The following is a 25,750-nucleotide window of genomic DNA, read 5'->3' as shown; positions in this document are numbered from 1 at the left end:
CGTGTGTCATCCCCGCGTCATCAGAAGAACAGTGACGGATCGCCCGCCCGTTTGGTCAGGCGACCGTTTGCCATAATGCCCATGTTTTCCAGCCAACGTTCAAACTCCGGCGACGGACGCAAGTTCAGCAACTGGCGCACGGTCGCGGTGTCGTGGAACGCGGTGGTCTGATAGTTGAGCATGATGTCGTCACCGAGCGGCATGCCCATGATGTAGTTGCAGCCAGCGGTGGCGAGCAGAATCATCAGGTTTTCATTGAGGTTCTGGTCAGCGTCAGCATGGTTGGTGTAACAGCAGTCACAACCCATTGAGATGCCGCTCAGTTTGCCCATGAAGTGGTCTTCCAGACCGGCGCGAATAATCTGACGGTCGTTGTAGAGATACTCCGGCCCGATAAAGCCCACCACGGTGTTCACCAGGAACGGATCATAGTGGCGCGCCAGACCGTAGTTACGCGCTTCCATCGTCACCTGATCGGCACCGAAGTTAGCGCCTGCGGAAAGCGCAGAACCTTGCCCGGTTTCAAAGTACAGGCAGTTTTCACCGGCAATACGGTTGAACTCAGCACCCACTGCGCGTGCCTCATCCAGCATCGCCAACTCGACACCAAACTCTTTCAGCCCTTTTTCGCTACCGCAGATGCTCTGGAAAATCAGCCCGCCCGGCGCGCCGCGACGAATCGCTTCGATCTGGGTAGTGACGTGCGCGAGCACGCAGCCCTGTGTAGGAATATTGAATTTGTCGATCACGCCATACACGGTATCGAGCACGCGGCTTAAGTTCTCCACGTCATCTGTCACCGGGTTAACACCGATAACGGCATCGCCCGCACCGAAGGAAAGCCCTTCGTAGATTTGTGCGGCAATACTCTGCACGTCGTCGCGGGTATCGTTCGGCTGCAAACGGCAACTGAAGGTGCCCGGCAGACCGATAGTCGTGTTAGCCTTTTTGATCACCGGCATTTTTTTGCCGCCGTAGATCAGGTCCGCGTTGGAACAAATTTTTGCAACGCCTGCGACCACTTCGGACGTTAACCCTTTGCGCATAAACGCAATGTCATCGACAGAGGTTTCATCACTCAACACGTACTCGCGCAGCTCACTGATGCTCCAGTTTTTGATGCGGTTATAGGCCGTTTCGTTGACGTCATCCTGAATCAGACGCGTGACGCAGTCCTCTTCATAGGAAATCACCGGGTTGTTGCGGATATCCGCTACCGTCATTTCCGACAACACCTGTTTAGCAGCCACGCGCTCCTGCGAGCTTGTCGCGGCCACACCAGCCAGCACATCCCCCGAACGCAGTTCGTTGGCTTTTGCCAGCACCTCTTTTACATCCTTAAACTGATAAACATTGCCGAACAATGTGGTCTTTAGTTTCATAAGTCGTTCCCTCAGGAAGGAAATGCGAGTGATTTCACCGTCACCGGCACAACCGATCCGCCAAAAAGAGGCGTACCAATGTCGATATAGTCACCCGCCCGAACAATCACCTCATCGATGACCGCCAGCGGGTGTTGCTGTAACTGTGGGCGTAACAGCATGCCCAGTGCTTTACCAAAATCCTGCTCGGCTACCACCAGCAGGGGATGCGGATTCGGATAACGTGCGACAAAGGCCAGTAGCGCGTCGATGACCGTTAACAGCGCGGCGTAGCGCACTGGCAGCGACCCGGGCAGCGCAAGGACATAGGCGTCAGTTTTCGGGTCGAGATCGAGCTGCATCAGCGCCTGCTGCCAGGCCGCGACCAGATCAGCTTCATCAACCGGGATAGCCACTGGCAGGTTGCGCAGCGGAAGCGCAACGCCTTCCAGCCAGATGGTGCTGCCTGAAAGCGATAGCGTATGTGCTCCTGCGCCAATGACCGTGGCACGTACTGTTTGCGCCGGGAACTGCACGTTCATCTCACGCAGACGCGGATGTTCATGTAGCGCCGTTGCCAACAGCGGTCCTATGTCAGAAAAACAGAATGGATCGGCAGGCTGGTTGCGGTAGCACTCACCCACCCCACCCGAAAGCGTAATCACCTCTGGCTTAATGCCCACAGGCAATAAACCGGTTTGCATCAACGCCTGAGCCAGCGGCGAAAGTTTGCCGTCAATAACCTCGACGATAAGCGTAGCCATCCGTCGCGCCACCTGAATCAGTTGCGCCGCATTAAGCGAACGGGCATCTGTACCTGCGCCAAAAACATCATCGACAATCATTTGCCCCGGCTGGTGCGCATGAACCACACGCCCCTGGCTATCGGTCTCCAGCAGTCGCCCACCAACATTCAGGCAGGCTGAACCGCTAACTTTTCCGGCGTCAAACAGAACATAGTTAGACGTACCACCGCCGATATCGATATTCAGTACGCTGCACAGTCGCTGCTCAGACAGGGTTTGCGCACCCGCGCCGTGACCGGCAATGACCGATTCAAGATGTGGACCTGCGCTGGCAACCACGAAGTCACCCAGCGACTGGGAGAGCGCCATCACCGCCGGACGGGCATTGCGGGTTTTCGCACTTTCCCCGGTAATAATGATTGCGCCAGAATCAACGCTCTGTGGCTCAATACCTGCTGCCTGATACTGAGCCAGAATCAGCGCCTTAAGTTCGGCCTCTTTTAACCCGCCTTGCTTATCAACGGGGGTAAAGAAGACCGGGCTTTGCCAGCTAATTTCACGTTTGATGAATTCGTAACGCGGCACCTGCGACACTGCCGCACGGTTAACCAGCTCAAGGCGGGAGAAGATCACCTGAGTGGTGGTGGTGCCGATATCGATACCGACGCTCAATAGCTGGCGAGTATTCACGATTGCGCCTCCGCTTTCGTTTCTGTTTCGGCTTCCACTTCTGCCGGAACGTTTTCGTCTTTTGGTACCAGCAGCATAGCCACACCAATCGCCGTTACACCGCCGATCAGCTTGCCGACAATCATTGGGAAGATCATGGCGTTCATGTTTGCGGCAGCGAAACCTAAGTGGTCACCCAGAGCGAAGGCAGCAGAGACGGCGAACGCACAGTTAATCACTTTGCCGCGGGTATCCATGTGCTTCATCATGCCGAACATCGGAATATTGTTCGCCAACGTTGCGACCATGCCACCAGCTGCCATATTGTTGATTTTCAGAAGATTACCAACTCGCATCAGCGGTTTTTCAAACCAACGGGTCAGTAACAGAACCATTGGATAAGCGCCGAGCAGTACGCAGGAGATAGAACCGATAACTTCGATGGCGCGCATCACTTCACCAGGGTTATCGCCAGGCGCCATGAAGATAGGATCGAGACCCGGGATCAGATCCCAGCCGAGCAGGAATTTGATAACCGCAGCGGCCAGCCCGATTGTGATCAATGCCACCAGGAACTTAGCGAAGATCTGGAAGCCGTTGATCATTTTTTCCGGGATGAATTTCAGCCCCAGCGCCACCAGCACGGCAACGATCAGCACCGGAATCATGTTCATCAGGATCAGCGCGAAGGTAAATTCCACCGGCTGTCCGTTGATTTCAACGCCGGAATACATCGCTACCAAACCACCCGCGATACAGCCAATTGGGATCGTGACAATACCAGCCAGCACGCCCAGTGCCAGATAACGACGGTCAGAGGGTTCAATAATCCCCAGTGCTACCGGGATGGAGAAGACCAGCGTCGGCCCCATCATCGCACCCAGAATCAAGCCAGAGTACAACCATGCCGCAACATCACCGCCCGCCAGTTCTTTCGCCAGGAAGAAGCCGCCCATATCACACGCCAGCAGCGTTCCGGCAAACATCGACGGGTTCGCGCCCAACATTTCATACAGCGGAATAATCACCGGCCCGAGCACTTTTGCTAATACCGGCGCCAGCGCAGTCATACCGACCATTGCCAGACCGAGCGCGCCCATCGCCATAAAACCTTCTTCAAACTGACCACCCGATCCCTCGATGCTTTTACCAAACTTACCGAGGTAGCGCGCTGAACCACCGAACTGCGACAGGATCCTGTCCACGGCGGCAATCAGCATAAAGAACATCATGATGTACATGATGATTTCGTTAATTCCCATACCCTTCACTCCCTGTCATTTGTGTATTTATTGTGCCGCCGCATACAACGCGATAATTTCTGCCTGCGTGGCGGTTCGTGGATTGCTGCGAATACAAATATCGTCCATCGCAGCTTGCGCCCATGTGCTGTATTGCTCAGGCTTCGCCCCCACGTCAGCGAGTCGTTTTGTCTGGCCCACTTCGGTAATCAGCTCGATGACAGCGTTGATTGCGTCACGATCGTCTGATTTCTTGTTGGTTAACGCCCTGCCGATATGGCTAAAGCGTTCACGGCAAACCATGCGGTTAAACCCCATTACTGTCGGTAGCAGCATGGCGTTAGCCTGTCCGTGCGGAATGTGCAGCGCCGCGCCCGGCTGGTGAGCCATCGCATGACACAAGCCCAGCCCCGCGCTGGAGAAAGCCATCCCCGCCATACAGGAAGCCAGCAGCATGCTTTCCCGCGCAGCCAGGTCGTGACCGTAGCCCACCGCTTTCGGTAACGATTTGCCAATCATCGCAATCGCGCCAATCGCCAGGCTGTCGGTAAATGGCGTAGCGTTCAGGGCGCTATAAGCCTCAACGGCGTGGGTCAACGCATCGATTCCGGTCATCGCCGTAACATGCGCAGGCACCCCTTCCGTCAATGCGGCATCAAGAATGGCCACATCCGGCATCAGCGTGGCGTGAGCCAGCACTTTTTTCAGTCCAGTCGCGGCGTCAATAATCACCGTGACGTTGGTAGTTTCCGAACCTGTTCCGGCGGTGGTTGGTACGGCAATCAGCGGCAGACGCGGGCGTAACGTGCTGTGTTCCGTCATATCGGCCAGCGTCTGCGTCGGATTAGTCACCAGCAATGCCACCGCTTTGGCGGCATCCAGTACAGAACCGCCACCAAAGGCCACAACGCCATCACACTTTGATTCACGCAGTTGCGCTACCGCCGCGCAAACGTCCGTGATACACGGCTCACCAACCGGGCACGGCCACAACGTCATCGCCACGCCTTTCATCGCCAGGCTACGTTCAAGTCCGGCGGTCATTCCGGCCTGATGCAGGAAGCTATCGACCATCACGAACATATGCGTCAGTCCGCGTATTTGCGCTTCCTGTCCACAGGTGCTGAGCGCCCCAAGTCCACATAACGTGACTGGTGGAACGCTAAATGTTTTTACGCGTTGCAGATTCAGGGTATCGAATGCCTGAAAGAGCGCCGTTTGCAATTCAGCTTGCATAGATTCCCTCCGCTTTTTCTCTCCCACTGTTCGCGATTGCCAGCGGGGTCATAAACAGACTGTGCTGTGGTAAATGCACCTGCAGTTCCGGGAAACGCTTACGGAACAGCTCATCGACACCCGGTTGCATACAGGAACCACCGGCCAGCCATAAATCTGTTACTCCATGCCCTGCAATATGATGAGCGACGATTTCCGCCATCTTTTCGTAGACCGGCTTGACCACCGGCCAGATTTCTTTTCCATTGCTGCGCTTGTACTGCTCGGCTTCTTCAAGCTGAATACGACGATTCCCCGCAAGGGTCAGAGAAATGTGGTGCCCGCCGGTAGCTTCATCGGCGGAATAGGTCACTAAACCCCGCTTCACAATAGCAATACCGGTCGTGCCCCCGCCGATATCCACTACGCCTGCGTTATCCAGTTTCAGCAGATCTGCCACAGCGGTTGGTTCGTCCAGCACATGGCTCACTTCAAGTCCTGCTGATTCCAGCACATTGATGGAAATACGCGGGTCCGTTCCCGGCGGGAACGAGGTTGCCGCATGGGTAAAGCGGCAACCCAGCTGTTGCTCAAGCGTATCGAGATGGCGACGGACAATGGTCACCGCACCGAAGAAATCCCAGACGATGCCGTCACGCACGACATCGGCCCAGTCCAGGCAGACCGCAACCGGCTGTCCGTCACTGTCGACAACCATCGACACCACATCACACGTCCCCAAATCAACACCCAGCCACAGCGGTGAGTCGCTGGCTGTGGGCGTCTGGTTACATAGCGTTGCCGCTTTTTGCAGTCTGGGTGTGAGCCAAAGTTGTTCGTCGTGCGCCATCTCTTTATCTCCTTAGAGCGCTCTTAAACGATGCGGAACGCATCCACCAACACACAGCGACGCAGACGCACAAACGTGCGCGCACTGGTCACCCCTTCCCCGGTCGGCGTAGTAATGGTCATGGTGGTCCAGCCCTCACCGCCAAGTCCGAGACCCGCAATGCACGGTCCATTTTTGACGAAGATGCTGGTATCAATGGCGTTAGCCATACGGTTCATATTGTCGATATTGCGTGAGTGCATCGCCGCCGTATGGTGACAACCACCTTCAAGCGTTACCGCCAGTTCAATGGCCTCATCGACGTTGGCAACCCGCACCACCGGCAGCACCGGCATCATCATTTCAGTTACGGCAAACGGATGGGTGGCGGAGGTTTCGACGAATAACAAGCGGGTCTGGTCTGGTACATTCAGACCAATTGACGCTGCGATTTTTCCCGCATCACGTCCAACCCAGTCACGGCTAACCGTGCCTTTGCCGCGCTCGTCGACATTTTTCAGCAGCACTGGCTGAAGTTGCTCGGCCTGGGCCGCAGTGAGTTTTACCGCATGCTGGCTTTCCATCAGACGCATCAGTTCGTCGGCAACGCTATCCACCACGATCAGCACTTTTTCGTCGGCGCAGATAATGTTGTTATCAAACGATGCACCTTTGACGATGGACTGCGCGGCGCGTACCAGATCGGCGGTTTCATCAACCACCACCGGCGGGTTACCCGCACCAGCCGCAATCAGGCGTTTATTGGTGTGTTTACGCGCAGCGTCAACCACCGCTTCGCCACCGGTAACGACCAGCAGGCCAATGCCTGGGTACTTGAACAGACGCTGAGCGGTTTCGATATCCGGATTGGCAACGGTAACCAGCAGGTTTGCCGGGCCACCAGCGGCAACAACCGCCTGGTTAAGCAGAGTTATAGCGCGCTGAGAAACGCCTTTTGCCGCCGGATGTGGCGCAAATACCACGCTGTTGCCTGCGGCAATAAGGCTGATGGCATTATTAATTACGGTTGCTGCCGGGTTGGTGGACGGTGTTACCGAAGCCACCACGCCCCACGGCGCGTTTTCAATCAGCGTTAAACCGTTATCGCCGGTCAATACCTGTGGAGAGAGGCATTCCACGCCCGGCGTGCCGCGTGCCTGCGCTACGTTTTTGGCAAATTTATCTTCAACGCGTCCCATGCCGGTTTCAGTGACGGCAAGTTCCGCTAATTCTCTGGCGTGTTTTTCGCCTGCTTCACGAATGGCGTGAATAGCTAACTGGCGCATAGCGACGCTTTTTAACCCCTGCTGGGCCAGTTTTGCTGCCGCCACTGCGTCATCCAGGGAGGCAAAGACGCCCATTTCTTGAACCGCGCTGACGGGCTGACTGCTGTCTTTCATTTTCAGCAGTACCGCTTTCACGACCTGTTCAATATCCTGTTGATTCATGATTTTCTGCCTTATTTATGGAAGATCACCTGACCACCGGCCACCACTTCATCGACAATGCCAATAACACACAGATCGACAGGCGATGATTCGTTGCGGTGCGCCTGACGGGCTGAGCTTCCGCTGACCAACAGCACCCACTCTCCGGTTCCCGCCCCGATGCTGTCGATAGCAACAGCACACTGCCCGTCGGGATTTCCGCAGGCGTCAATCATTTCCACCATCAGCAATTTGTCGTGCGCTAGCCCCTGATGGCGTACGGTACAAACAATTTGTCCTGTGACGATTGCCAGTTTCATACCCGCCTCCGTGGCATATTTCAGGTAAAACCTCCCCCTACCCTCCGCAGAAGGTAATGTGAAAAGGAGAGAGGGTGACGCCAGCTTTTATCAATCATGCAGTGGCGTCACATGGGCTACTTACATGTCGTTGCTGTCACCTTTAAAGCTGATCGGGAACACTTCTTCCAGATCGCCATGCGGACGCGGGATAACATGTACAGAAACCAGTTCACCAATGCGCTGGGCAGCGGCAGCACCGGCATCCGTTGCGGCTTTACAGGCCGCCACATCGCCACGTACCATTGCGGTAACCAGGCCACCGCCAATCTGCTTCACGCCAACCAGTTTCACGCGTGCCGCTTTAACCATTGCGTCAGAAGCCTCAATCAGTGCAACCAGGCCCCGGGTTTCAATCATTCCTAATGCTTCCATTGTGCTTTCCTCTTAGTAGAAGGGGTCCAGAACGGGACCTAAACAACCAGTGTTTGTGAGGCGCGTTCACGACTCACGTCAGTCTGGCGCGGCACTGCTGCCACCAACGCCAGTTCGATAATTTCCTGTACGCTGCAGCCGCGGGAGAGATCATGGAGCGGTGCGGCAAGCCCCTGAATCAGAGGCCCTACTGCTCGATACCCTCCCAGACGCTGGGCGATTTTGTAACCAATATTGCCTGCCTCAAGCGATGGAAAAACCATCACATTGGCATTGCCCTGCAACGGGCTGGCCGGTGCTTTTTGCGCCGCAACATCCGGTACAAAAGCGGCATCAAACTGCAATTCACCATCAACGGTAAGCTCTGGTGCACGTTCACGAACAATGTCCGTAGCCTGCTGCACGTTAGCAACGTTGGGGTGACGGGCACTGCCATTACTTGAAAACGAGAGCATTGCGACGCGCGGCTCTTCGCCGGTAATCGCTTGCCAGGTCTGCGCGCTGGCGATGGCAATATCTGCCAACTGGGCTGCAGTGGGTTGCGGCACGACACTGCAATCAGCAAATCCTAATGACGGTCCGAGATACTGCGGCAGCATCAGGAAAATTGACGACAGCGTTTTACAACCCGGCTGTAATCCGATAATGCGTAACCCCGCACGCAGCACGTTCGCTGTTGACGAGAGGTTGCCCGCAATACAGACGTCGGCTTTACCCGCGCTAACCATTGCGGCAGCGAACATCAGCGGATCGTTGAGTTTCTCAAGCGCATCCGGCGGCGTTTTTTCACCAGCACGCGCCAGCCAGCGCAGCGCAAATTCTTCACGCATTTGCAGGTTGCTTTGCGGGTCGATTACCTGAATGCCATCCATTGCCACGCGGTGGCTGAGAGCAAACTGGCGCAACGCAAACGGACTGGCGACGAGAATGGGATGTGCCAGACCGTGCTGATGCAGGTAATTCGCAGCTTTCAGCACCCGAACATCCAGCGCATCCGGGAACACCACCCGCGCAGGTGAGCGCAAGGCGAGCTGGCGAGCACGTTCAATGATCATTGCTTCTCCCCCAGTCGCTGTTGGATTTGGCTGATACTCAGCGGATGCTTCGCCACGCTCAGGATCATCATCACGTAGACCGTGCTCGACAGGCGGTTCAACGCTTGCAGAATGTCCGGTCGCTGTACTTCAAAACTGCGGGTGATAAATACCTGGGCCGCCACTGTTTCTGTTTCACGGACTTTGGTTCGCAGCAAATTGAGCAGCGCAGCATCACGACCGTGGCTGGCTTCAGGCACCAGATGGTCGTGGTCGAGATAGCGCAGCGGCTGATGCGAAAGCCGGTGCAAATCTTCATCGCTTAAACCAACAATGGCTTGTGCTGCCAGCGGCTCATCCATGGCGTCTGCGCGCATAATGTTGCCCAGACGCGAGCGAATATCCGCCAGCCACGGCTGCCACTGCTCAGGCAGTTCAATCTGTAACCACACCGCCAGGCCGATGGTGCTGTCCAGCGCCGCGCGAAATCCCAGGCGCGGGTCACTTTTGGCGACCATCTTGTCCGCCGTCAGATGCGTCAGCGTGTCAGGTTTCTTCGCCACCGGTTGATGACACAGTTCACAACTCGCCAGTGAGTGCGTATCACTGCTGGTTAAACCATGCACCGGTTGCAGTTGCTGTTCTTCGCCATCAATAAACAGGCTTCCCTGCTCGTCGATAAACTTAATCCGCAGATGTCGGCCTTCCAGCAATTCCCGGGCAGATGGCGTCAGGCGAGCGTCAGCGGGGAGATGAATTTCTGCCCCTTCGCTGAGCGTATGATTTGCTCTGAGCCATGCTTCGGTAATGAAATCCTTCATACATCCGCCTTAGCAGGACTGCCAGTTCGCAGGCCATGCCACATACAGGAATTTCACCGTTGATGGCGTACCGAACTCAATGCTGGAGCCTTTCGGAATAAACATCACATCCCCAGCCCTGGCAATCATGGTTTCGCCTTCATGACGAACGTGCAGTTCGCCTTCCAGAATCATGTCGATTTCGTCGTAGTTCAGCGTCCATGGGAAAAAAGCGTTATCCCACTGCATGAAGCCAGCGGCCATGCTGCTTCCGTCCTTGTCGGTCACTAAGTCGGTTAAGCCGACGCAATGCGGCTGTGCGCCATCAAAACGACCAAACTTCACGCTGCTGCCATCAATGACTTTTACGCCACCTTTGCCAGTAACCGAGGTAAAGCTTGGCTGCATTCCGCCCTGCTCCAGCGACTGTTTTTCCTTCATGACTTTGTCCATCAACTGCGCGACCAGGCTTTCGGTAAACTGCCCTTCCGGCAGTTGCGCAATGATGGTCTCGCGAATGCGCTGGCTTTCCGTTTTGCCATCATCCACCGAAGCGGGTGCAGGCGAGGTTGCCGGAGCGGATTCGTCGCATTCAGTGATTGTGACGCCCAGCAGCTCCGCGACTTCGCGAGCCTCTGGGGTGATGATGCTGGCGCGCAGAACAACCGACATTTCCTGTTCGCCGCGTGCGTGGGCCGCACGAATATCATTAGCTGTGATGAGTTTTTTCACCTGCCCTTTCCTCCTTTTGGCTGAGCTCAGTCAGATAATCCACCAGGTGCTGCACGCTGCGCGGGTCATGGCTATTGAGTTCGAAAATCGGCTCCTGGAACCCTATCCCGCGAAGTAGCTGTCGCGTTGCGGCGACGTCGGCATCCGGCATGTCCGTTTTACTGATAACGGCGATTTGTCGTTTACTGGCGCCGATATCCAACAGCCCGGCAGGTAAGCGACTTTCTTGATCATTTGCCGCGTGTATATAAATCAACGTATCAACATCCTGCAGCGTGGTAATTAAGGCGTGATACCAGCGCGGATGGCTAAAATATTCTCCCGGCGTATCGATATCGCCGTTTTCATTAAACTCAACGGCCTGCGTTTTCCTGGCGAGAGAATAATTTCCCTGTAGCGCATTGAAGAGCGTTGTTTTCCCCGCCCCAACCGTACCGACAAAAGCAATACGTTTCATTGCCGCCTCTGATTAACTTTTTGTCAGGTTGCACAAAGTGAAATTTAATAACCGGCCCAGACCACTCACTGTCTGCAATAATGCCTCTTCCACCGCGCCTACCGAGCCGTAGATCACCAGTGCGCCGCTAAATCTATCGAGAAAACCGATGTGTACATCTGCGGCCTTCATGGCTAAATCACCGGCAATCATTGCCGTTTCGCCTGGCGTTAAGGTCATAATGCCGATAGCGCCCGCTTCGGGAACGCCGATCTTTTTCGCCAGTTCTTCGCCTGGGTGCGCAATCAGATGCGCCAGCGTGACCTGTTTCCCCGGCACAAATTCCTGAATGATGCGTTCTTTTTCCATTGCTCACCGCCTCTGCTGAAACTGTCCTCATCGTGGCAATTTTTCGTCAGAGTAAATAACAAAATTCGGCAAGGTGGTTTAAAAGGTGAAGTAGATCACTAAGAGAAGAGAAATAAAAATACCCGTCACACTTCAAATTACAGGTTCGGTGGCTTTCTTACTCATACCAGCCACTTACTTTAGTAAGTTCATGGTATTCGCTGCATCGTCGCCTTTCTGGAATTCGAATTATTTAGAGTATGAAGGCGCGGGAGAAACCCGCGCCGAAAATAATTAAAGTGAAATTACAACGGTTGTGTTTGAGCTTCGACTACTGCCAGCGCCACCATATTTACAATACGACGAACAGAGGCGATTGGAGTTAAAACATGTACCGGTTTGGCTACACCCATCAGCACCGGTCCTACCGTCACGCCTTCAGAGCTGGAAACACGCAGTAAGTTGTAACTAATACGCGCGGCTTCCATATTCGGCATCACCAGAATATTAGCGGAGCCTTTCAGCGGGCTGTCCGGCATCCGGTCATTACGAATACTTTCCACCAGTGCAGCATCGCCGTGCATTTCACCGTCAATCATCAGATCGGGTGCGCGCGATTTAATAAGCTCGAGCGCTTCACGCATTTTGTTGGCCGACGGACAGTTTGACGAACCAAAGTTGGAGTGCGACAGCAGCGCCACTTTCGGTTCAATGCCAAACCGACGCACTGTTTCTGCCGCCATAACTGCAATTTCTGCCAGTTGCTCCGGCGTCGGGTCATCGTTGACGTACGTATCAGCGATAAAGGTGTTACCGCTTGGCAACAGCAGCGCGTTCATTGCACCTGCCGTATGAACACCATCACGGTGACCAAACACCGCTTTCACCACGCTGAAATGCTCGTGATAGTCGCCGATTGTTCCGCAAATCATCGCATCCGCTTCACCGCGTTGCACCATGATCGCGCCGATCACCGTGGTGTTGGCGATCACCGCACGTTGCGCCTGCTCCTGAGTAATTCCACGACGCTTCATGATCTGGTAATACTCACTCCAGTACTCTTTAAAGCGCGGATCGGATTCATTATTGACGATCTCAAAATCGACACCCGCTTTGATCTGAAGTCCTAACTTCTGGATACGCATTTCGATCACGCTCGGACGACCGATCAGGATCGGCTTCGCCAGACCTAAAGTGATAAGTTCTTGCGTTGCATGCAGAACACGAGCCTCTTCCCCTTCGGTCAGCACAACGCGCTTCGGCGCTTTGCGTGCCAGAGAGAAAATCGGCTTCATAAACAGGTTGGTTTTGTAGACAAACTCGGTCAGCTTATCGATATAAGCGTCAAAGTCGGCAATCGGGCGCGTTGCGACACCAGAATCCATCGCTGCCTTCGCCACCGCCGGTGCGATCTTGACGATCAAACGCGGGTCGAACGGTTTAGGAATAATGTATTCCGGGCCAAAGCTCAAATCCTGATCGCCATAGGCGGAGGCCACCACTTCGCTCTGCTCGGCATGCGCCAGTTCAGCTATGGCATGTACAGCGGCCAACTTCATCTCTTCGTTGATGGCGGTAGCCCCAACGTCCAGCGCACCGCGGAAGATGAACGGGAAGCACAGTACGTTGTTGACCTGGTTCGGGTAGTCGGAGCGACCGGTGCAAATGATGGCGTCGGAACGCACCTCTTTTGCCAGTGGTGGCAGGATTTCCGGTTCCGGGTTTGCCAGCGCAAGGATCATTGGCGCACGCGCCATCTTCTTGACCATCTCCTGCGTCAGCACTTTCGGGCCGGAGCATCCGAGGAAAATGTCTGCGCCGTCGATCACATCATCAAGAGTACGCTTACCGTCATCCACCACCGCGTAAGCTGCTTTGGTTTCCGCCATATTCGGTTCGCGATCTTTATAAATCACACCTTTGGAGTCGCAGACCACGATGTTGTGCTTCTGCATACCCAGCGCAACCAACAGGTTCATACAGGCAATCGCCGCGGCACCTGCGCCAGACACCACCATGCGCACATCAGAGATATTCTTTTCCACCACCCGCAGGCCGTTCAGGATGGCTGCAGTGCTGATGATCGCCGTTCCGTGCTGATCGTCATGGAACACCGGAATATTCATGCGTTCACGCAACTTTTGCTCAATGTAAAAACACTCTGGTGCTTTGATGTCTTCGAGGTTGATGCCGCCAAACGTCGGTTCAAGGGCTGCCACCACGTTGATAAATTTGTCCGGGTCGAGTTCATCGACTTCAATGTCGAACACGTCAATTCCGGCAAATTTCTTAAAGAGAACGCCTTTACCTTCCATCACTGGTTTGCCAGCCAGCGCACCAATATTGCCCAGCCCCAGTACCGCAGTACCGTTGGAGATAACCGCGACCAGGTTGCCGCGCGCGGTATATTTGTAGGCCGCTAGCGGATCCTTTTCAATCTCCAGACACGGAGCTGCAACACCTGGCGAGTAGGCCAGCGCAAGATCACGTTGGGTGGCAAGAGGTTTGGTCGGAGAAACCTGAATTTTACCTGGTACTGGAAATTGGTGGAAATCGAGGGCGCTTTGTTTTAACTGGTCATCCATCTTGTTGTTCCTTTCACGTATCGATCAAAAAAGTGGCGCAGGTAACCCTTCTATACCCTAAATAATTCGAGTTGCATGAAGGCTGCAAGGGAGTGAATCCCCAGGAGCATAGCGAACTATGTGACTGGGGTGAGCGAGCGTAGCCAACGCACATGCAACTTGAAGTATGACGGGTATATTGAGCCGCACATTATCGCCTCAGTCAGCGGCATAAACTTTGAAGGTCGCCAAACTCTCACTACTCAAAGAAAGAATTTGTTATCAATTTATAACAACCATGTTACCTGCTTAAACCAGCAATACCATGCTTGTCTGCTATGCTTTTTGCGTATTCGCCCGCAATTTTCCCAAAAGTGTGAATTAACACACGCATCTAACGCTTTACTTTTCAAGGAGTATTTCCTATGACCCGTAAAGAGCTTGCCAATGCCATTCGTGCGCTGAGTATGGATGCCGTCCAAAAAGCTAACTCTGGCCATCCCGGCGCGCCGATGGGTATGGCCGATATTGCCGAAGTACTGTGGAACGATTTTCTCCGACATAACCCAACCGATCCCACCTGGTACGATCGTGACCGATTTATCCTGTCGAATGGCCACGCCTCAATGCTGCTTTACAGCCTGCTGCATCTTTCCGGCTATGACCTGCCGTTAGAGGAGTTAAAAAACTTCCGACAACTGCACTCAAAGACACCAGGCCACCCGGAAATTGGCTATACGCCGGGCGTGGAAACGACCACCGGACCGTTGGGTCAGGGATTAGCAAACGCGGTCGGGATGGCGATAGCCGAGCGTACGCTGGCGGCACAGTTTAATCAGCCGGATCATGAGATTGTCAGCCACTTCACCTGGGTTTTTATGGGTGATGGTTGCCTGATGGAGGGGATTTCTCATGAGGCGTGTTCACTGGCGGGAACGTTGGGACTTGGCAAGCTGATTGGCTTTTACGATCACAACGGTATTTCTATTGATGGTGAAACCAAAGGTTGGTTTACCGATGATACTGCGAAGCGCTTCGAAGCATATCACTGGCATGTCATACACGAGATAGACGGTCACGATCCTGAGGCGGTGAAGAAAGCCATTCAGGAAGCACAAAGCGTAACCGATAAGCCGTCACTAATAATCTGTCGGACTATCATTGGCTTTGGCTCACCGAATAAGGCCGGAAAAGAAGAAGCACACGGCGCAGCACTGGGGGAAGAAGAAGTTGCGCTGACCCGTCAGAAGCTGGGCTGGCATCATCCTGCTTTTGAGATCCCTAAAGAGATTTACCGGTCCTGGGACGCGCGCGAAAAAGGTGAAAAAGCACAGCAGAGCTGGAACGAGAAATTCGCCGCCTATCAACAAGCCCACCCGGAACTGGCCGCAGAGTTTACCCGCCGGATGAGTGGCGGGCTGCCAAAAGAGTGGGAAAAAACCACTCAGAAATACATCGCGGAATTGCAGGCTAACCCGGCCAAAATCGCAACCCGGAAGGCGTCGCAAAATACCCTGAATACTTACGGCCCGATGTTGCCTGAACTGCTTGGCGGTTCAGCAGATCTGGCCCCCAGCAATTTGACCATCTGGAAAGGTTCGACATCCCTGAAAGACGATCCAGCCGGGAACTACATTCACTACGGCGTGCGCGAATTTGGTATGACCGCCATTGCCAACGGTATTGCCCACCACGGTGGTTTTGTCCCATATACCGCGACCTTCCTGATGTTCGTTGAATATGCCCGTAATGCGGCACGAATGGCTGCGCTGATGAAAGCGCGGCAAATCATGGTCTATACCCATGACTCTATTGGGCTGGGGGAAGATGGTCCCACCCATCAGGCCGTCGAGCAGCTTGCCAGCCTGCGCCTGACGCCTAATTTCAGCACCTGGCGTCCATGCGATCAGGTTGAGGCGGCAGTCGGCTGGAAACTGGCGGTAGAGCGCCATGATGGCCCAACGGCGCTAATCCTCTCCAGGCAGAATCTGGCACAGGTTGAACGTACCCCGGAACAGGTAAAAGAAATTGCCCGCGGTGGCTACATACTGAAAGACAGCGGCGGTAAACCGGATGTGATCCTGATTGCCACCGGTTCAGAAATGGAAATTACGCTACTGGCAGCAGAAAAACTGACGGGAGAAGGCCGTAACGTTCGTGTCGTCTCCCTTCCCTCAACAGATATTTTCGACGCCCAGGATGAGGCGTACCGGGAATCAGTCCTGCCAGCAAGCGTGAGCGCGCGCGTGGCGGTGGAAGCAGGAATTGCGGATTACTGGTACAAGTATGTCGGTCTGAAAGGTGCGATTGTCGGCATGAGCGGCTACGGAGAATCTGCGCCGGCGGACAAGTTATTCCCCTTCTTCGGCTTTACGGTCGATAACATTGTCGAAAAGGCGCACCGCGTACTTAACGTGTGATCCACAGCGTGGGCCAGGCATCAGGTCCATGCCAGTTATCACAGCTGGGCTCCTGCGCATAGCGCACCAGACGAAAACGCTGGCCGTCAAAACGCCAGCGCGTCTGGATCCCACAGTCCGACATTCCACGTCCCTTAGCGAGAGTGACCAGTTCGCGCGATTTTTCATCAAAAACAGCGTTCGTCAGCTCCATATCGTTACTTTCAGCGTCCGTCCTGAAAGGCAAATTCAGACGTACCGCGCGCGAACTCAGCGGCTTTGTACGCGAAACAATCCATGCCAGATCGATAGTGTTATATGCACCCGCTTCACAGCCGATCATCAGCAGAGCTTTGTCATCGGTTAATGCCGAAACCCGCACTTCACGGCGCATAGGGTCGAGCGAACAGCGGATGCCGTTTATCCGCCAGTTCCCGTAATCCAGCAGTTCACTGCGCTCTTGTTGAGAAAGCGGTGTTGGTGTTGGGTTGACGACGGCTACGCCTTTCAGGGCCGGAGCCGGAGGTACGCTAAGCGGCGGCTCGTTACCCTTTTCGATCCAGGCTGTTTCACTTCCAACGCGTTTTTGCTGGGCGTCAATAAACAACAGCGCGGCTTTCAGCCCTGCCAGCGAAATGGTTTGCACGCCTTTTTGCAGAGTAATCGCCTGGGCGTTCTGAACTGTCTGTAAAAAGGCGCTAATGGTGGCAGGATCATCGGTCATGAGTTGCCAGGGGGAAATGCGCCAGTGTTCGCCAGTCAGCGGTAGCGGTTGGCCGTCCATCAGCAGGCGCGGCGCAATATCAGCTTCTTTGGCATCAGGGGTATCCAGACCGCCCAGCTCAATACGCAAAACCGCATCGGTATGCGCTCCGGCACTCCGACTGAGGGTCATCACCAGGCCATGATGTTCACCGGTGTTTCGCGCCACGCAAAAATTCTGGTTATTGCAGGTTACCTGCCAGTCGGAAAATACCTGCTGTGCAGGTGCCGCCCACAGAAAGTGGGCCGGTAGCAGACCAAGCAGAAAGATGAAAATAACGCGATAGCGCATGGACGGTACAACCCCGAAATCAAAACAGACAGCCTAATCGGTATCTTCCTTGCGCTACTGATGAGGCTCAATAAGAATCGTCGGATTGGACTGTTATTTTGTAAAGAAATATAAACCCCGTAACCTAATCCATCAGATGCGACGATTGCAGATAGTTAAGCAATAGCACCGTTTTGCCGTCACGGATCTCCCCGGTTGTGATCATCTCCAGCGCTCGGGTGAATGGTAGTTCCAGGACTTCGATATCCTCGTCTTCAACGCCCCCGCCCGCATTGGCACGCTGGTTGTCACTGTACTGCGCGATAAAAAAGTGGATCAATTCCGTCACGCCGCCTGGCGACATGTAGAGCTCAAAGAGTTTACGCACCTCACCAACTTCATATCCGGTCTCTTCGATCGCTTCTTTGCGAATACAGGCTTCAGGTTCATCGTTATCCAGCAGCCCGGCGCAGGTTTCGATCAGTTGTCCGCTTTCGTTACCGTTCACCCAGGTGGCGACGCGAAACTGACGAATCAGCACGACGGTTTTTTTCTCCGGGTTATACAGCAGAATAGTGGCGCCATTACCGCGATCATAAACCTCGCGTTTGTGACGAATCACCTCGCCATTGCTGCGGGTCAGATCGTAAGTAATATTGCGCAGGATGAAGTAGTTATCAGAAAGGACTTTATCTTTGATGAGGGTAATTTGTTGCGACATACCGGCTCCACGGCGAGAAGTGAGAAATAATACTACGCCGTGAAACCGGGTTTGTCTTGACCCCAGGCTAGTGAGATTTGACTGATTTTATATCCGTCATACTTCAAGCGACGGGTTTGTTGGCTGTACTCAGAAACCCCGGTCACATAGCTCTCTATGCATCTGGGGATTTCTTCTTTTGCCGCCTTCCTGCAACTCGAATTATTTAGGGTATATGCCCAGCCAGTCGACGATCCCCTGCGCTGCATGTCGCCCTTCTGCCATTGCAGTGACCACCAGGTCCGCACCACGTACCGCATCACCACCAGCAAAGATCTTCGGATGAGTCGTTTGATAACGATAAGCGCTCTCGACATCAGCAGCAATCCGGCCCCAGTCATCAACCTTCACACCATGAGCCTCCAGCCACGGCATACCATGCGGATGGAAACCAAACGCCATAATGACTGCATCAGCGGGCATCACAAATTCACTTCCCGCGATCGGTACCGGGCGGCGACGTCCCTGCGCATCAGGCTCGCCGAGCTGTGTGCGTAAGAAACGTACGCCACTGACGCCCCCATCGGCATTCAGCATCAGCTCAACGGGCTGGACGTTAAATTCAAAGTTAGCCCCCTCTTCACGTGCGTTTTTTACCTCTTTTTTCGAGCCAGGCATGTTGGCTTCATCACGACGATAAGCACAAGTCACCTGGCTTGCACCGTGGCGTAGCGCGGTACGTACGCAATCCATCGCCGTATCACCGCCACCCAGCACCACAACGTTCAGCCCGGCGGTATCAATAAACGGCTCCTCCGGTAGTTCATCCAGCCCCATCACCTGCTTGGTATTAGCAATCAGAAACGGCAACGCATCATAAACGCCCGGCGCGTCTTCGTTCGGCAGATCCGCTTTCATAGAACGATAGGTCCCTACGCCCACAAACACGGCGTCATAATCGTCCAGTAGTGATGCCAGCGTTACGTCCTTACCCACTTCACAGTTAAGCTGGAAATTAATCCCCATAGCGCTGAAAATTTCACGACGACGCACCAGTAACGATTTATCCAGTTTGAAGGCCGGAATACCAAACGTCAGTAAGCCACCAATTTCAGGATGGCGATCGTACACGGTGACGCTGACGCCGTTGCGCACTAACACATCCGCACAAGCCAGACCGGCAGGCCCTGCGCCAATAATAGCGACGCGCTTATCCACTTTTTGCACATCGCCTAAATCAGGCCGCCATCCTTTACTCAGCGCCCGGTCAGAGATGTAACGTTCAATATTGCCGATAGTGACCGCACCATGCTCGTTACGCACCGTACATGCCCCTTCACAGAGCCGGTCCTGAGGACATACCCGCCCGGTAATTTCCGGCAGACAGTTGGTCTGGTGAGAAAGCTCCACTGCTGCATCAATATTTCCTGCTTTCACCAGCTCAATCCACTGGGGAATATGATTGTGCAGTGGACATGTCCATTCGCAGATGCTGTGTTCACCACACTTCAGGCAGCGGGAGGCTTCCCGCTCAGCCTGTGCCGTACGAAATGGCAAATAGATTTCATCAAAACTGGTTTTACGTGCCTCAATCGCCAGCTTATCTGGCTCGCCGCGCGGCGGAGTAGCCTGCATCTGCTCGCGTTTGGTGATCATGTGGGAGGTTAAATCGGTCGCCCTGGCATGCCAGGGCTGGCTCTCCAGACTGGCCGTGCGCAGTCGACGTGCTTTTGACAGACCGGTGAGCGAAGTTTGCGTCACCAACTGTAGCGCCTGCGCCGGACAGTTTTCCACGCAGGCCGGTCCCTCTTCACGTCCCTGACACAGATCGCATTTATGCGCTGTCGCTTTCACCTTTCCTTTCGCAACGGGAGTAAGTACGATCTGCATCGTGCCAAAGGGACAGGCAACGACGCAGGATTTACAGCCGATACACTTTTGCGAATTTACCTGAATGCTGTCATTGTCATGGCTGATTGCACCGTTTGGACAGCTTCTGGCGCAAGGTGCATCCTCACAGTGGTGGCAGGTCACCGCGCTGCGTTGATGCTGATGTTTAATGACCGTAATTCGGGGCTGAAAATGCCGTTGGCTCAGGACATGCTGCTCACCATTATGGGCCATGACACAGGCGACTTCGCAGGCATAGCATCCCAGGCACTGTTGGCTATTGACCATAATAAAACGATTCATGGCTTCCTTCTTTTTTGGTTGCAAAAACCTTATTCTTTATATGACTGTTGTTATTAACCGACCCTGAAGAGGGCGGCAATGTTCATTTGCCCAGGAAGCACAACTATTTATCCAGAACCTGTGGCAGATCAATTTATTTCATCGCATATGAAATTGCGTTTCAGTTACCATCCTGTTTCAGGCGATTTTATTAACATTTATCAAATACATTGAATCGTTTTAGCTGTATCAAAGCGCTACATGTATTGTGTGAGGATGCGCAAGTGACGGTAAAACGTCCGGTATCGGCCAGCCTGGCCAAGGCTTTTTTCTACATTGTGCTGCTGTCAATTCTCTCAACGGGCATTGCACTGCTCACACTGACCAGCAGCTTGCGAGATGCGGAAGCCATCAATATTGCCGGTTCATTACGCATGCAAAGCTATCGGCTGGGTTACGATCTACAAAGCAACAGCCCGCAACTCAGTTCACACCGTGAGTTGTTCCAGCAGGCGCTAAACTCTCCAGCATTACAAAATCTGAACGCCTGGTATGTGCCGCAAACGGTAAAAAGCCGCTATGGACATCTGCATGCAAACTGGCTGGAAATGAACTCCCGACTGATAAGTGGCGATTTGAAATGGTATCAAACCAATATCAACAACTATGTTGATCAAATTGACCTCTTCGTGTTGGCGTTACAGCATTATGCCGAGCGTAAAGTGAAACTGGTTTTTGGGATTTCACTGGCAGGCGGGATCGGAATATTTACTCTGGTGTTCTTTACCCTACGGCGTATTCGCCAGCAGGTGGTTCGTCCACTCAATAAGCTGGTGATGGCCAGCCAGCACATTGAACACGGTCAGTTTGATATCCCGTCGCTGGACACTGATTTGCCTAACGAACTGGGATTGCTGGCTAAGACCTTTAGCCAGATGTCGAGTGAGTTGCATAAGCTGTATCGTTCGCTGGAAGCCTCTGTGGCTGAGAAAACGCACGATCTCCACGAAGCAAACCGCCGCCTGGAAGTGTTGTACCAGTGTTCTCAGGCGCTGAATACCAGCCAAATTGATGTGCACTGCTTCCGGCATATTTTACAAATTGTCCGCGAACACGACGCTGCGTATTTCCTGGAACTCACCGTCGGTGATAACTGGCGTATCAGTGAGGGGACGGAAAGCCACGACCTGCCAATGCAGATCCTGCCGGTCATGATGCAGGATACCGTTTATGGTGAACTTCACTGGCAAAGCCCCAATGTGCATGCTTCCACACCGCTGTTGAACAGCGTTTCGACCATGCTGGGGCGCGGGCTGTACTTTAATCAGGCGCAGAAACATTTTCAGCAGTTATTGTTAATGGAAGAGCGAGCGACCATCGCGCGCGAACTCCACGACTCGCTGGCGCAGGTACTCTCCTATTTACGCATTCAGCTCACGCTGCTGAAACGCTCGATCCCGGAAGATAACGCCCCGGCGCAGAGTATCATGGCGGACTTTTCTCAGGCGTTGAACGATGCTTACCGCCAACTGCGCGAGCTGCTCACGACCTTCCGTCTGACCTTGCAGCAGGCGGATCTGCCCTCCGCCCTGCATGAAATGCTGGAAACCCTGCAAAATCAGACTTCGGCTAAACTGACACTCGATTGCCGATTACCAACGCTGGCGCTGGATGCGCAAATGCAGGTGCATCTGTTGCAGATCGTGCGTGAAGCTGTGCTTAACGCCATTAAACATGCCAGTGCGACCGAAATTGCCGTCAGTTGCGTGACTGCACCGGATGATAACCACACTGTTTATATCCGGGATAACGGCATCGGAATTGGTGAGCCTCATGAGCCTACAGGACACTACGGTTTGAATATTATGCGTGAGCGGGCAGAAAGACTTGGCGGCACGTTGACCTTCTCCCAGCCCTCCGGAGGCGGAACGCTGGTGAGCATCAGCTTTCGATCGGCATAAAGGGAAAGACAACTCATGTAAACAACGATAAAACGCCGGATAGTCCAGGTGCAGGCCAGACGGCGTTGGCACAAAAGGTACGCTGTAAACGCGCATGATAATTTACATTATCTTCTTTTTTTCTCCACGTTTGGCCCGTACCTTGCCGCTACAGTGAAGCAAGTCATACCCATTATTATATGCAGAAACACGAGGTCCCCTTTTAATGGCGAATTTTTTTATCGATCGCCCCATTTTTGCCTGGGTGTTAGCTATCCTGTTGTGCCTGACAGGAACCCTGGCTATTTTTTCGCTGCCCGTTGAGCAATATCCCGATCTCGCTCCGCCAAACGTGCGCGTGACTGCGAATTATCCTGGTGCATCAGCACAAACTCTGGAAAACACCGTGACCCAGGTTATCGAGCAGAACATGACCGGCCTCGATAATCTGATGTATATGTCATCACAAAGCAGCGGGACGGGTCAGGCGACGGTAATGCTTAGCTTTGTAGCAGGAACCGATCCTGATGAAGCCGTGCAGCAGGTACAAAACCAGCTGCAATCGGCAATGCGTAAGTTGCCGCAGGCGGTACAGGATCAGGGGGTAACCGTGCGTAAAACCGGGGATACCAATATTCTGACCATCGCTTTTGTCTCTACTGACGGCTCAATGGACAAGCAGGACATTGCAGACTACGTCGCCAGTAATATTCAGGATCCGCTCAGCCGAATTAACGGCGTGGGAGATATTGACGCCTACGGGTCACAATACTCCATGCGTATCTGGCTCGACCCAGCCAAACTTAACAGCTTCCAGATGACCGCCAAAGATGTGACCGATGCTATTGAGTCACAGAATGCTCAAATTGCCGTTGGCCAACTTGGTGGTACACCTTCAGTGGACAAGCAGGCGCTGAATGCGACGATTAATGCTCAGTCATTGCTACAAACGCCACAACAATTCCGCGATATTACGCTGCGCGTCAATCAGAACGGTTCAGAGGTTAAACTGAGTGATGTGGCAACGGTCGAAATGGGGGCCGAGAAGTATGACTACCTCAGCCGGTTTAACGGAAATCCCGCATCTGGTCTTGGTGTTAAACTCGCCTCTGGCGCCAATGAAATGGCAACGGCCGATCTGGTTATCAATCGCCTCAATGAGCTGTCTCAGTACTTCCCTCATGGTCTGGAATACAAGGTGGCATATGAAACCACCTCTTTTGTAAAAGCTTCGATTATTGACGTGGTGAAAACGCTGCTGGAAGCCATTGCGCTGGTATTCCTGGTGATGTACCTGTTTTTACAAAACTTCCGTGCGACGCTTATTCCCACGATTGCTGTCCCCGTCGTCTTAATGGGCACCTTCTCTGTGCTCTATGCCTTTGGCTACAGTGTTAACACATTAACGATGTTTGCAATGGTGCTGGCAATTGGCCTGCTGGTTGATGACGCCATTGTGGTAGTGGAAAACGTCGAGCGAATCATGAGCGAGGAAGGTCTCTCGCCGCGTGAAGCAACACGAAAATCGATGGGGCAGATTCAGGGGGCGTTGGTTGGTATCGCCATGGTGCTGTCGGCAGTGTTTATCCCGATGGCCTTCTTCGGCGGCACGACCGGGGCAATTTACCGTCAGTTCTCGATTACGATTGTCTCAGCGATGGTGCTCTCGGTACTGGTGGCGATGATCCTGACTCCTGCTCTGTGCGCCACGCTACTCAAGCCGCTGCATAAGGGCGAACACCACGGACAAACCGGATTCTTCGGCTGGTTTAACCGCATGTTTAACCACAACGCCGAACGCTACGAGAAAGGTGTCGCCAGAATCTTACATCGCAGCCTGCGCTGGATACTGATCTACGTGTTGCTGCTCGGCGGAATGGTGTTCCTGTTCCTGCGGCTGCCAACCTCTTTCCTGCCGCTGGAAGACAGGGGTATGTTCACCACTTCAGTACAGTTGCCCAGCGGCTCCACCCAGCAGCAGACGTTAAAAGTGGTGGAAGAAGTGGAGAAGTATTACTTCACCCATGAAAAAGACAACATTATGTCAGTCTTCTCCACGGTCGGTTCCGGCCCTGGCGGAAATGGACAAAACGTAGCGCGAATGTTCGTCCGCTTAAAAGACTGGGATGAGCGTGGTACCACTACCGGAACCTCATTTGCCATTATCGAGCGCGCCACCAAAGCCTTTAACCAGATTAAAGAGGCTCGCGTCTTCGCCAGTAGCCCTCCGGCTATTAGCGGCCTCGGTAGCTCTGCCGGTTTCGATATGGAATTACAGGATCATGCCGGTGCGGGTCATGATGCGTTAATGGCGGCGCGTGACAAGCTGATTGAGCTTGCAGCTAAAGACACCTCCCTGACCCGCGTACGCCATAATGGTCTGGACGACAGCCCGCAGTTGCAAATTGATATCGACCAGCGTAAAGCCCAGGCGCTGGGGGTTTCGATTGATGATATCAACGATACATTGCAGACGGCCTGGGGCTCCAGTTACGTCAATGACTTTATGGACAGGGGTCGCGTGAAGAAGGTTTATGTACAGGCGGCAGCAAAATATCGCATGCTTCCTGATGACATCAATCTCTGGTACGTGCGCAATAATAGCGGCGGCATGGTGCCCTTCTCAGCATTTGCCACCTCGCGCTGGGAGACAGGTTCGCCGCGCCTGGAACGCTATAACGGTTACTCTGCCGTCGAGATCGTAGGGGAAGCCGCGCCCGGCGTCAGTACCGGTACAGCAATGGACGTAATGGAATCCCTGGTCCATCAGTTGCCGACTGGATTCGGCCTCGAATGGACGGCAATGTCATATCAGGAACGACTTTCTGGTTCCCAGGCCCCTGCTCTGTATGCCATTTCACTGCTGGTGGTATTCCTGTGCCTCGCCGCGCTGTATGAAAGCTGGTCTGTTCCATTCTCCGTCATGCTGGTCGTACCGTTGGGGGTGATTGGCGCCCTGCTGGCAACCTGGGCGCGGGGTCTGGAAAACGATGTGTATTTCCAGGTCGGGTTATTAACAGTTATCGGGCTTTCGGCCAAAAACGCGATCTTGATTGTTGAATTCGCCAATGAGATGAATGAAAAAGGGCACGATTTGCTCGACGCCACGCTGCATGCGTGTCGCCAGCGCCTGCGTCCGATTTTGATGACCTCTCTGGCGTTTATATTCGGGGTGTTACCGATGACCATCAGCAGCGGTGCAGGCTCCGGCGGTCAACATGCGGTTGGTACCGGCGTGATGGGCGGGATGATTTCAGCCACGATTCTGGCTATTTACTTCGTCCCACTGTTCTTTGTACTGGTGCGCAGGCGCTTCCCTCTGAAGCCAAAACCGGAATAACACACAAAAAAGGCGACTTACAATAAGTCG

General features: G+C 53.8%; 20 protein-coding genes. 3 read left to right on the top strand and 17 right to left on the bottom strand.

Annotated features, from left to right (window positions below; translation table 11 throughout):
* Nucleotides 1–20: 20 nt before the first annotated feature.
* The 14 genes from eutB to maeB form a co-directional block, all read right to left on the bottom strand.
* Nucleotides 21–1,382 carry an ethanolamine ammonia-lyase subunit alpha gene (eutB, locus tag SK36_RS04365; RefSeq protein WP_045445975.1) on the bottom strand — a complete coding sequence of 454 codons (1,362 nt, stop codon included), beginning with the start codon at nucleotides 1,380–1,382 and terminating at the stop codon, nucleotides 21–23.
* An 11-nt stretch (nucleotides 1,383–1,393) separates the two neighbouring features.
* Nucleotides 1,394–2,797 carry an ethanolamine ammonia-lyase reactivating factor EutA gene (eutA, locus tag SK36_RS04360; RefSeq protein ID WP_045445978.1) on the bottom strand — a complete coding sequence of 468 codons (1,404 nt, stop codon included), beginning with the start codon at nucleotides 2,795–2,797 and terminating at the stop codon, nucleotides 1,394–1,396.
* Entirely contained in the window at nucleotides 2,794–4,038 is a 1,245-nt protein-coding gene (eutH, locus tag SK36_RS04355; RefSeq protein WP_045445981.1) for an ethanolamine utilization protein EutH, read from the bottom strand. Before eutH ends, eutA begins: the two co-directional genes overlap by 4 nt.
* A gap of 27 nt (nucleotides 4,039–4,065) precedes the next feature.
* Entirely contained in the window at nucleotides 4,066–5,253 is a 1,188-nt protein-coding gene (eutG, locus tag SK36_RS04350) for an ethanolamine utilization ethanol dehydrogenase EutG (protein WP_045445984.1), read from the bottom strand.
* Nucleotides 5,243–6,082, bottom strand: a complete 840-nt coding sequence (gene eutJ, locus SK36_RS04345) for an ethanolamine utilization protein EutJ (RefSeq protein ID WP_045445987.1) — start codon at nucleotides 6,080–6,082, stop codon at nucleotides 5,243–5,245. Before eutJ ends, eutG begins: the two co-directional genes overlap by 11 nt.
* Nucleotides 6,083–6,105: 23 nt before the next feature.
* On the bottom strand, nucleotides 6,106–7,509 hold the full coding sequence (locus tag SK36_RS04340) for an aldehyde dehydrogenase family protein (RefSeq protein WP_048220851.1): 1,404 nt from the start codon (nucleotides 7,507–7,509) through the stop codon (nucleotides 6,106–6,108).
* Between the two features lie 11 nt (nucleotides 7,510–7,520).
* On the bottom strand, nucleotides 7,521–7,808 hold the full coding sequence (gene eutN, locus SK36_RS04335; protein ID WP_016153954.1) for an ethanolamine utilization microcompartment protein EutN: 288 nt from the start codon (nucleotides 7,806–7,808) through the stop codon (nucleotides 7,521–7,523).
* Between the two features lie 120 nt (nucleotides 7,809–7,928).
* Nucleotides 7,929–8,222: an ethanolamine utilization microcompartment protein EutM gene (gene eutM / locus SK36_RS04330; protein ID WP_003835054.1), complete on the bottom strand. Its 294-nt coding sequence runs from the start codon at nucleotides 8,220–8,222 to the stop codon at nucleotides 7,929–7,931.
* Between the two features lie 38 nt (nucleotides 8,223–8,260).
* Entirely contained in the window at nucleotides 8,261–9,277 is a 1,017-nt protein-coding gene (pta, locus tag SK36_RS04325; RefSeq protein ID WP_045445998.1) for a phosphate acetyltransferase, read from the bottom strand.
* Nucleotides 9,274–10,077, bottom strand: coding sequence for an ethanolamine utilization cob(I)yrinic acid a,c-diamide adenosyltransferase EutT (gene eutT / locus SK36_RS04320; RefSeq protein WP_048220850.1), 804 nt, complete (start codon nucleotides 10,075–10,077; stop codon nucleotides 9,274–9,276). Before eutT ends, pta begins: the two co-directional genes overlap by 4 nt.
* A gap of 9 nt (nucleotides 10,078–10,086) precedes the next feature.
* Entirely contained in the window at nucleotides 10,087–10,788 is a 702-nt protein-coding gene (gene eutQ, locus SK36_RS04315) for an ethanolamine utilization acetate kinase EutQ (protein WP_048220848.1), read from the bottom strand.
* Nucleotides 10,766–11,245 (bottom strand): ethanolamine utilization acetate kinase EutP, encoded by a 480-nt coding sequence (eutP, locus tag SK36_RS04310; protein ID WP_045446006.1) that lies wholly within the window; start codon nucleotides 11,243–11,245, stop codon nucleotides 10,766–10,768. Before eutP ends, eutQ begins: the two co-directional genes overlap by 23 nt.
* A 12-nt stretch (nucleotides 11,246–11,257) precedes the next feature.
* On the bottom strand, nucleotides 11,258–11,593 hold the full coding sequence (gene eutS, locus SK36_RS04305; protein WP_003037995.1) for an ethanolamine utilization microcompartment protein EutS: 336 nt from the start codon (nucleotides 11,591–11,593) through the stop codon (nucleotides 11,258–11,260).
* Nucleotides 11,594–11,877: 284 nt separating this feature from the next.
* Complete coding sequence (maeB, locus tag SK36_RS04300; protein ID WP_048220847.1) at nucleotides 11,878–14,157, bottom strand: NADP-dependent oxaloacetate-decarboxylating malate dehydrogenase; 2,280 nt, start codon at nucleotides 14,155–14,157, stop codon at nucleotides 11,878–11,880.
* Between the two features lie 404 nt (nucleotides 14,158–14,561).
* Here maeB and tkt point away from each other — a divergent pair, with 404 nt between their 5' ends.
* Nucleotides 14,562–16,556, top strand: a complete 1,995-nt coding sequence (gene tkt / locus SK36_RS04295; protein WP_048220846.1) for a transketolase — start codon at nucleotides 14,562–14,564, stop codon at nucleotides 16,554–16,556.
* On the opposite strand, the gene SK36_RS04290 is transcribed toward tkt, so the two are convergent.
* The 3 genes from SK36_RS04290 to aegA form a co-directional block, all read right to left on the bottom strand.
* Nucleotides 16,546–17,589 carry a DUF1176 domain-containing protein gene (locus tag SK36_RS04290; RefSeq protein ID WP_045446013.1) on the bottom strand — a complete coding sequence of 348 codons (1,044 nt, stop codon included), beginning with the start codon at nucleotides 17,587–17,589 and terminating at the stop codon, nucleotides 16,546–16,548. The genes tkt and SK36_RS04290 overlap by 11 nt on opposite strands.
* 124 nt (nucleotides 17,590–17,713) lie before the next feature.
* Nucleotides 17,714–18,289: a GDP-mannose pyrophosphatase NudK gene (nudK, locus tag SK36_RS04285; protein WP_048220845.1), complete on the bottom strand. Its 576-nt coding sequence runs from the start codon at nucleotides 18,287–18,289 to the stop codon at nucleotides 17,714–17,716.
* Nucleotides 18,290–18,490: 201 nt separating this feature from the next.
* A complete protein-coding gene (gene aegA, locus SK36_RS04280) occupies nucleotides 18,491–20,461 on the bottom strand; it encodes a formate-dependent uric acid utilization protein AegA (protein ID WP_048220844.1) in 1,971 nt (656 codons plus the stop codon).
* Between the two features lie 263 nt (nucleotides 20,462–20,724).
* Between aegA and narQ the strand changes: the two genes are divergently transcribed.
* Nucleotides 20,725–22,401, top strand: coding sequence for a nitrate/nitrite two-component system sensor histidine kinase NarQ (gene narQ, locus SK36_RS04275; protein WP_045446024.1), 1,677 nt, complete (start codon nucleotides 20,725–20,727; stop codon nucleotides 22,399–22,401).
* A gap of 205 nt (nucleotides 22,402–22,606) precedes the next feature.
* Nucleotides 22,607–25,720, top strand: coding sequence for a multidrug efflux RND transporter permease AcrD (acrD, locus tag SK36_RS04270; protein ID WP_045446027.1), 3,114 nt, complete (start codon nucleotides 22,607–22,609; stop codon nucleotides 25,718–25,720).
* Nucleotides 25,721–25,750 lie beyond the last annotated feature (30 nt).

It is taken from the genome of Citrobacter sp. MGH106 (assembly GCF_001037495.1).
GTDB lineage: Bacteria > Pseudomonadota > Gammaproteobacteria > Enterobacterales > Enterobacteriaceae > Citrobacter > Citrobacter murliniae.
This window is presented reverse-complemented; position numbering and strand designations above follow the sequence as displayed.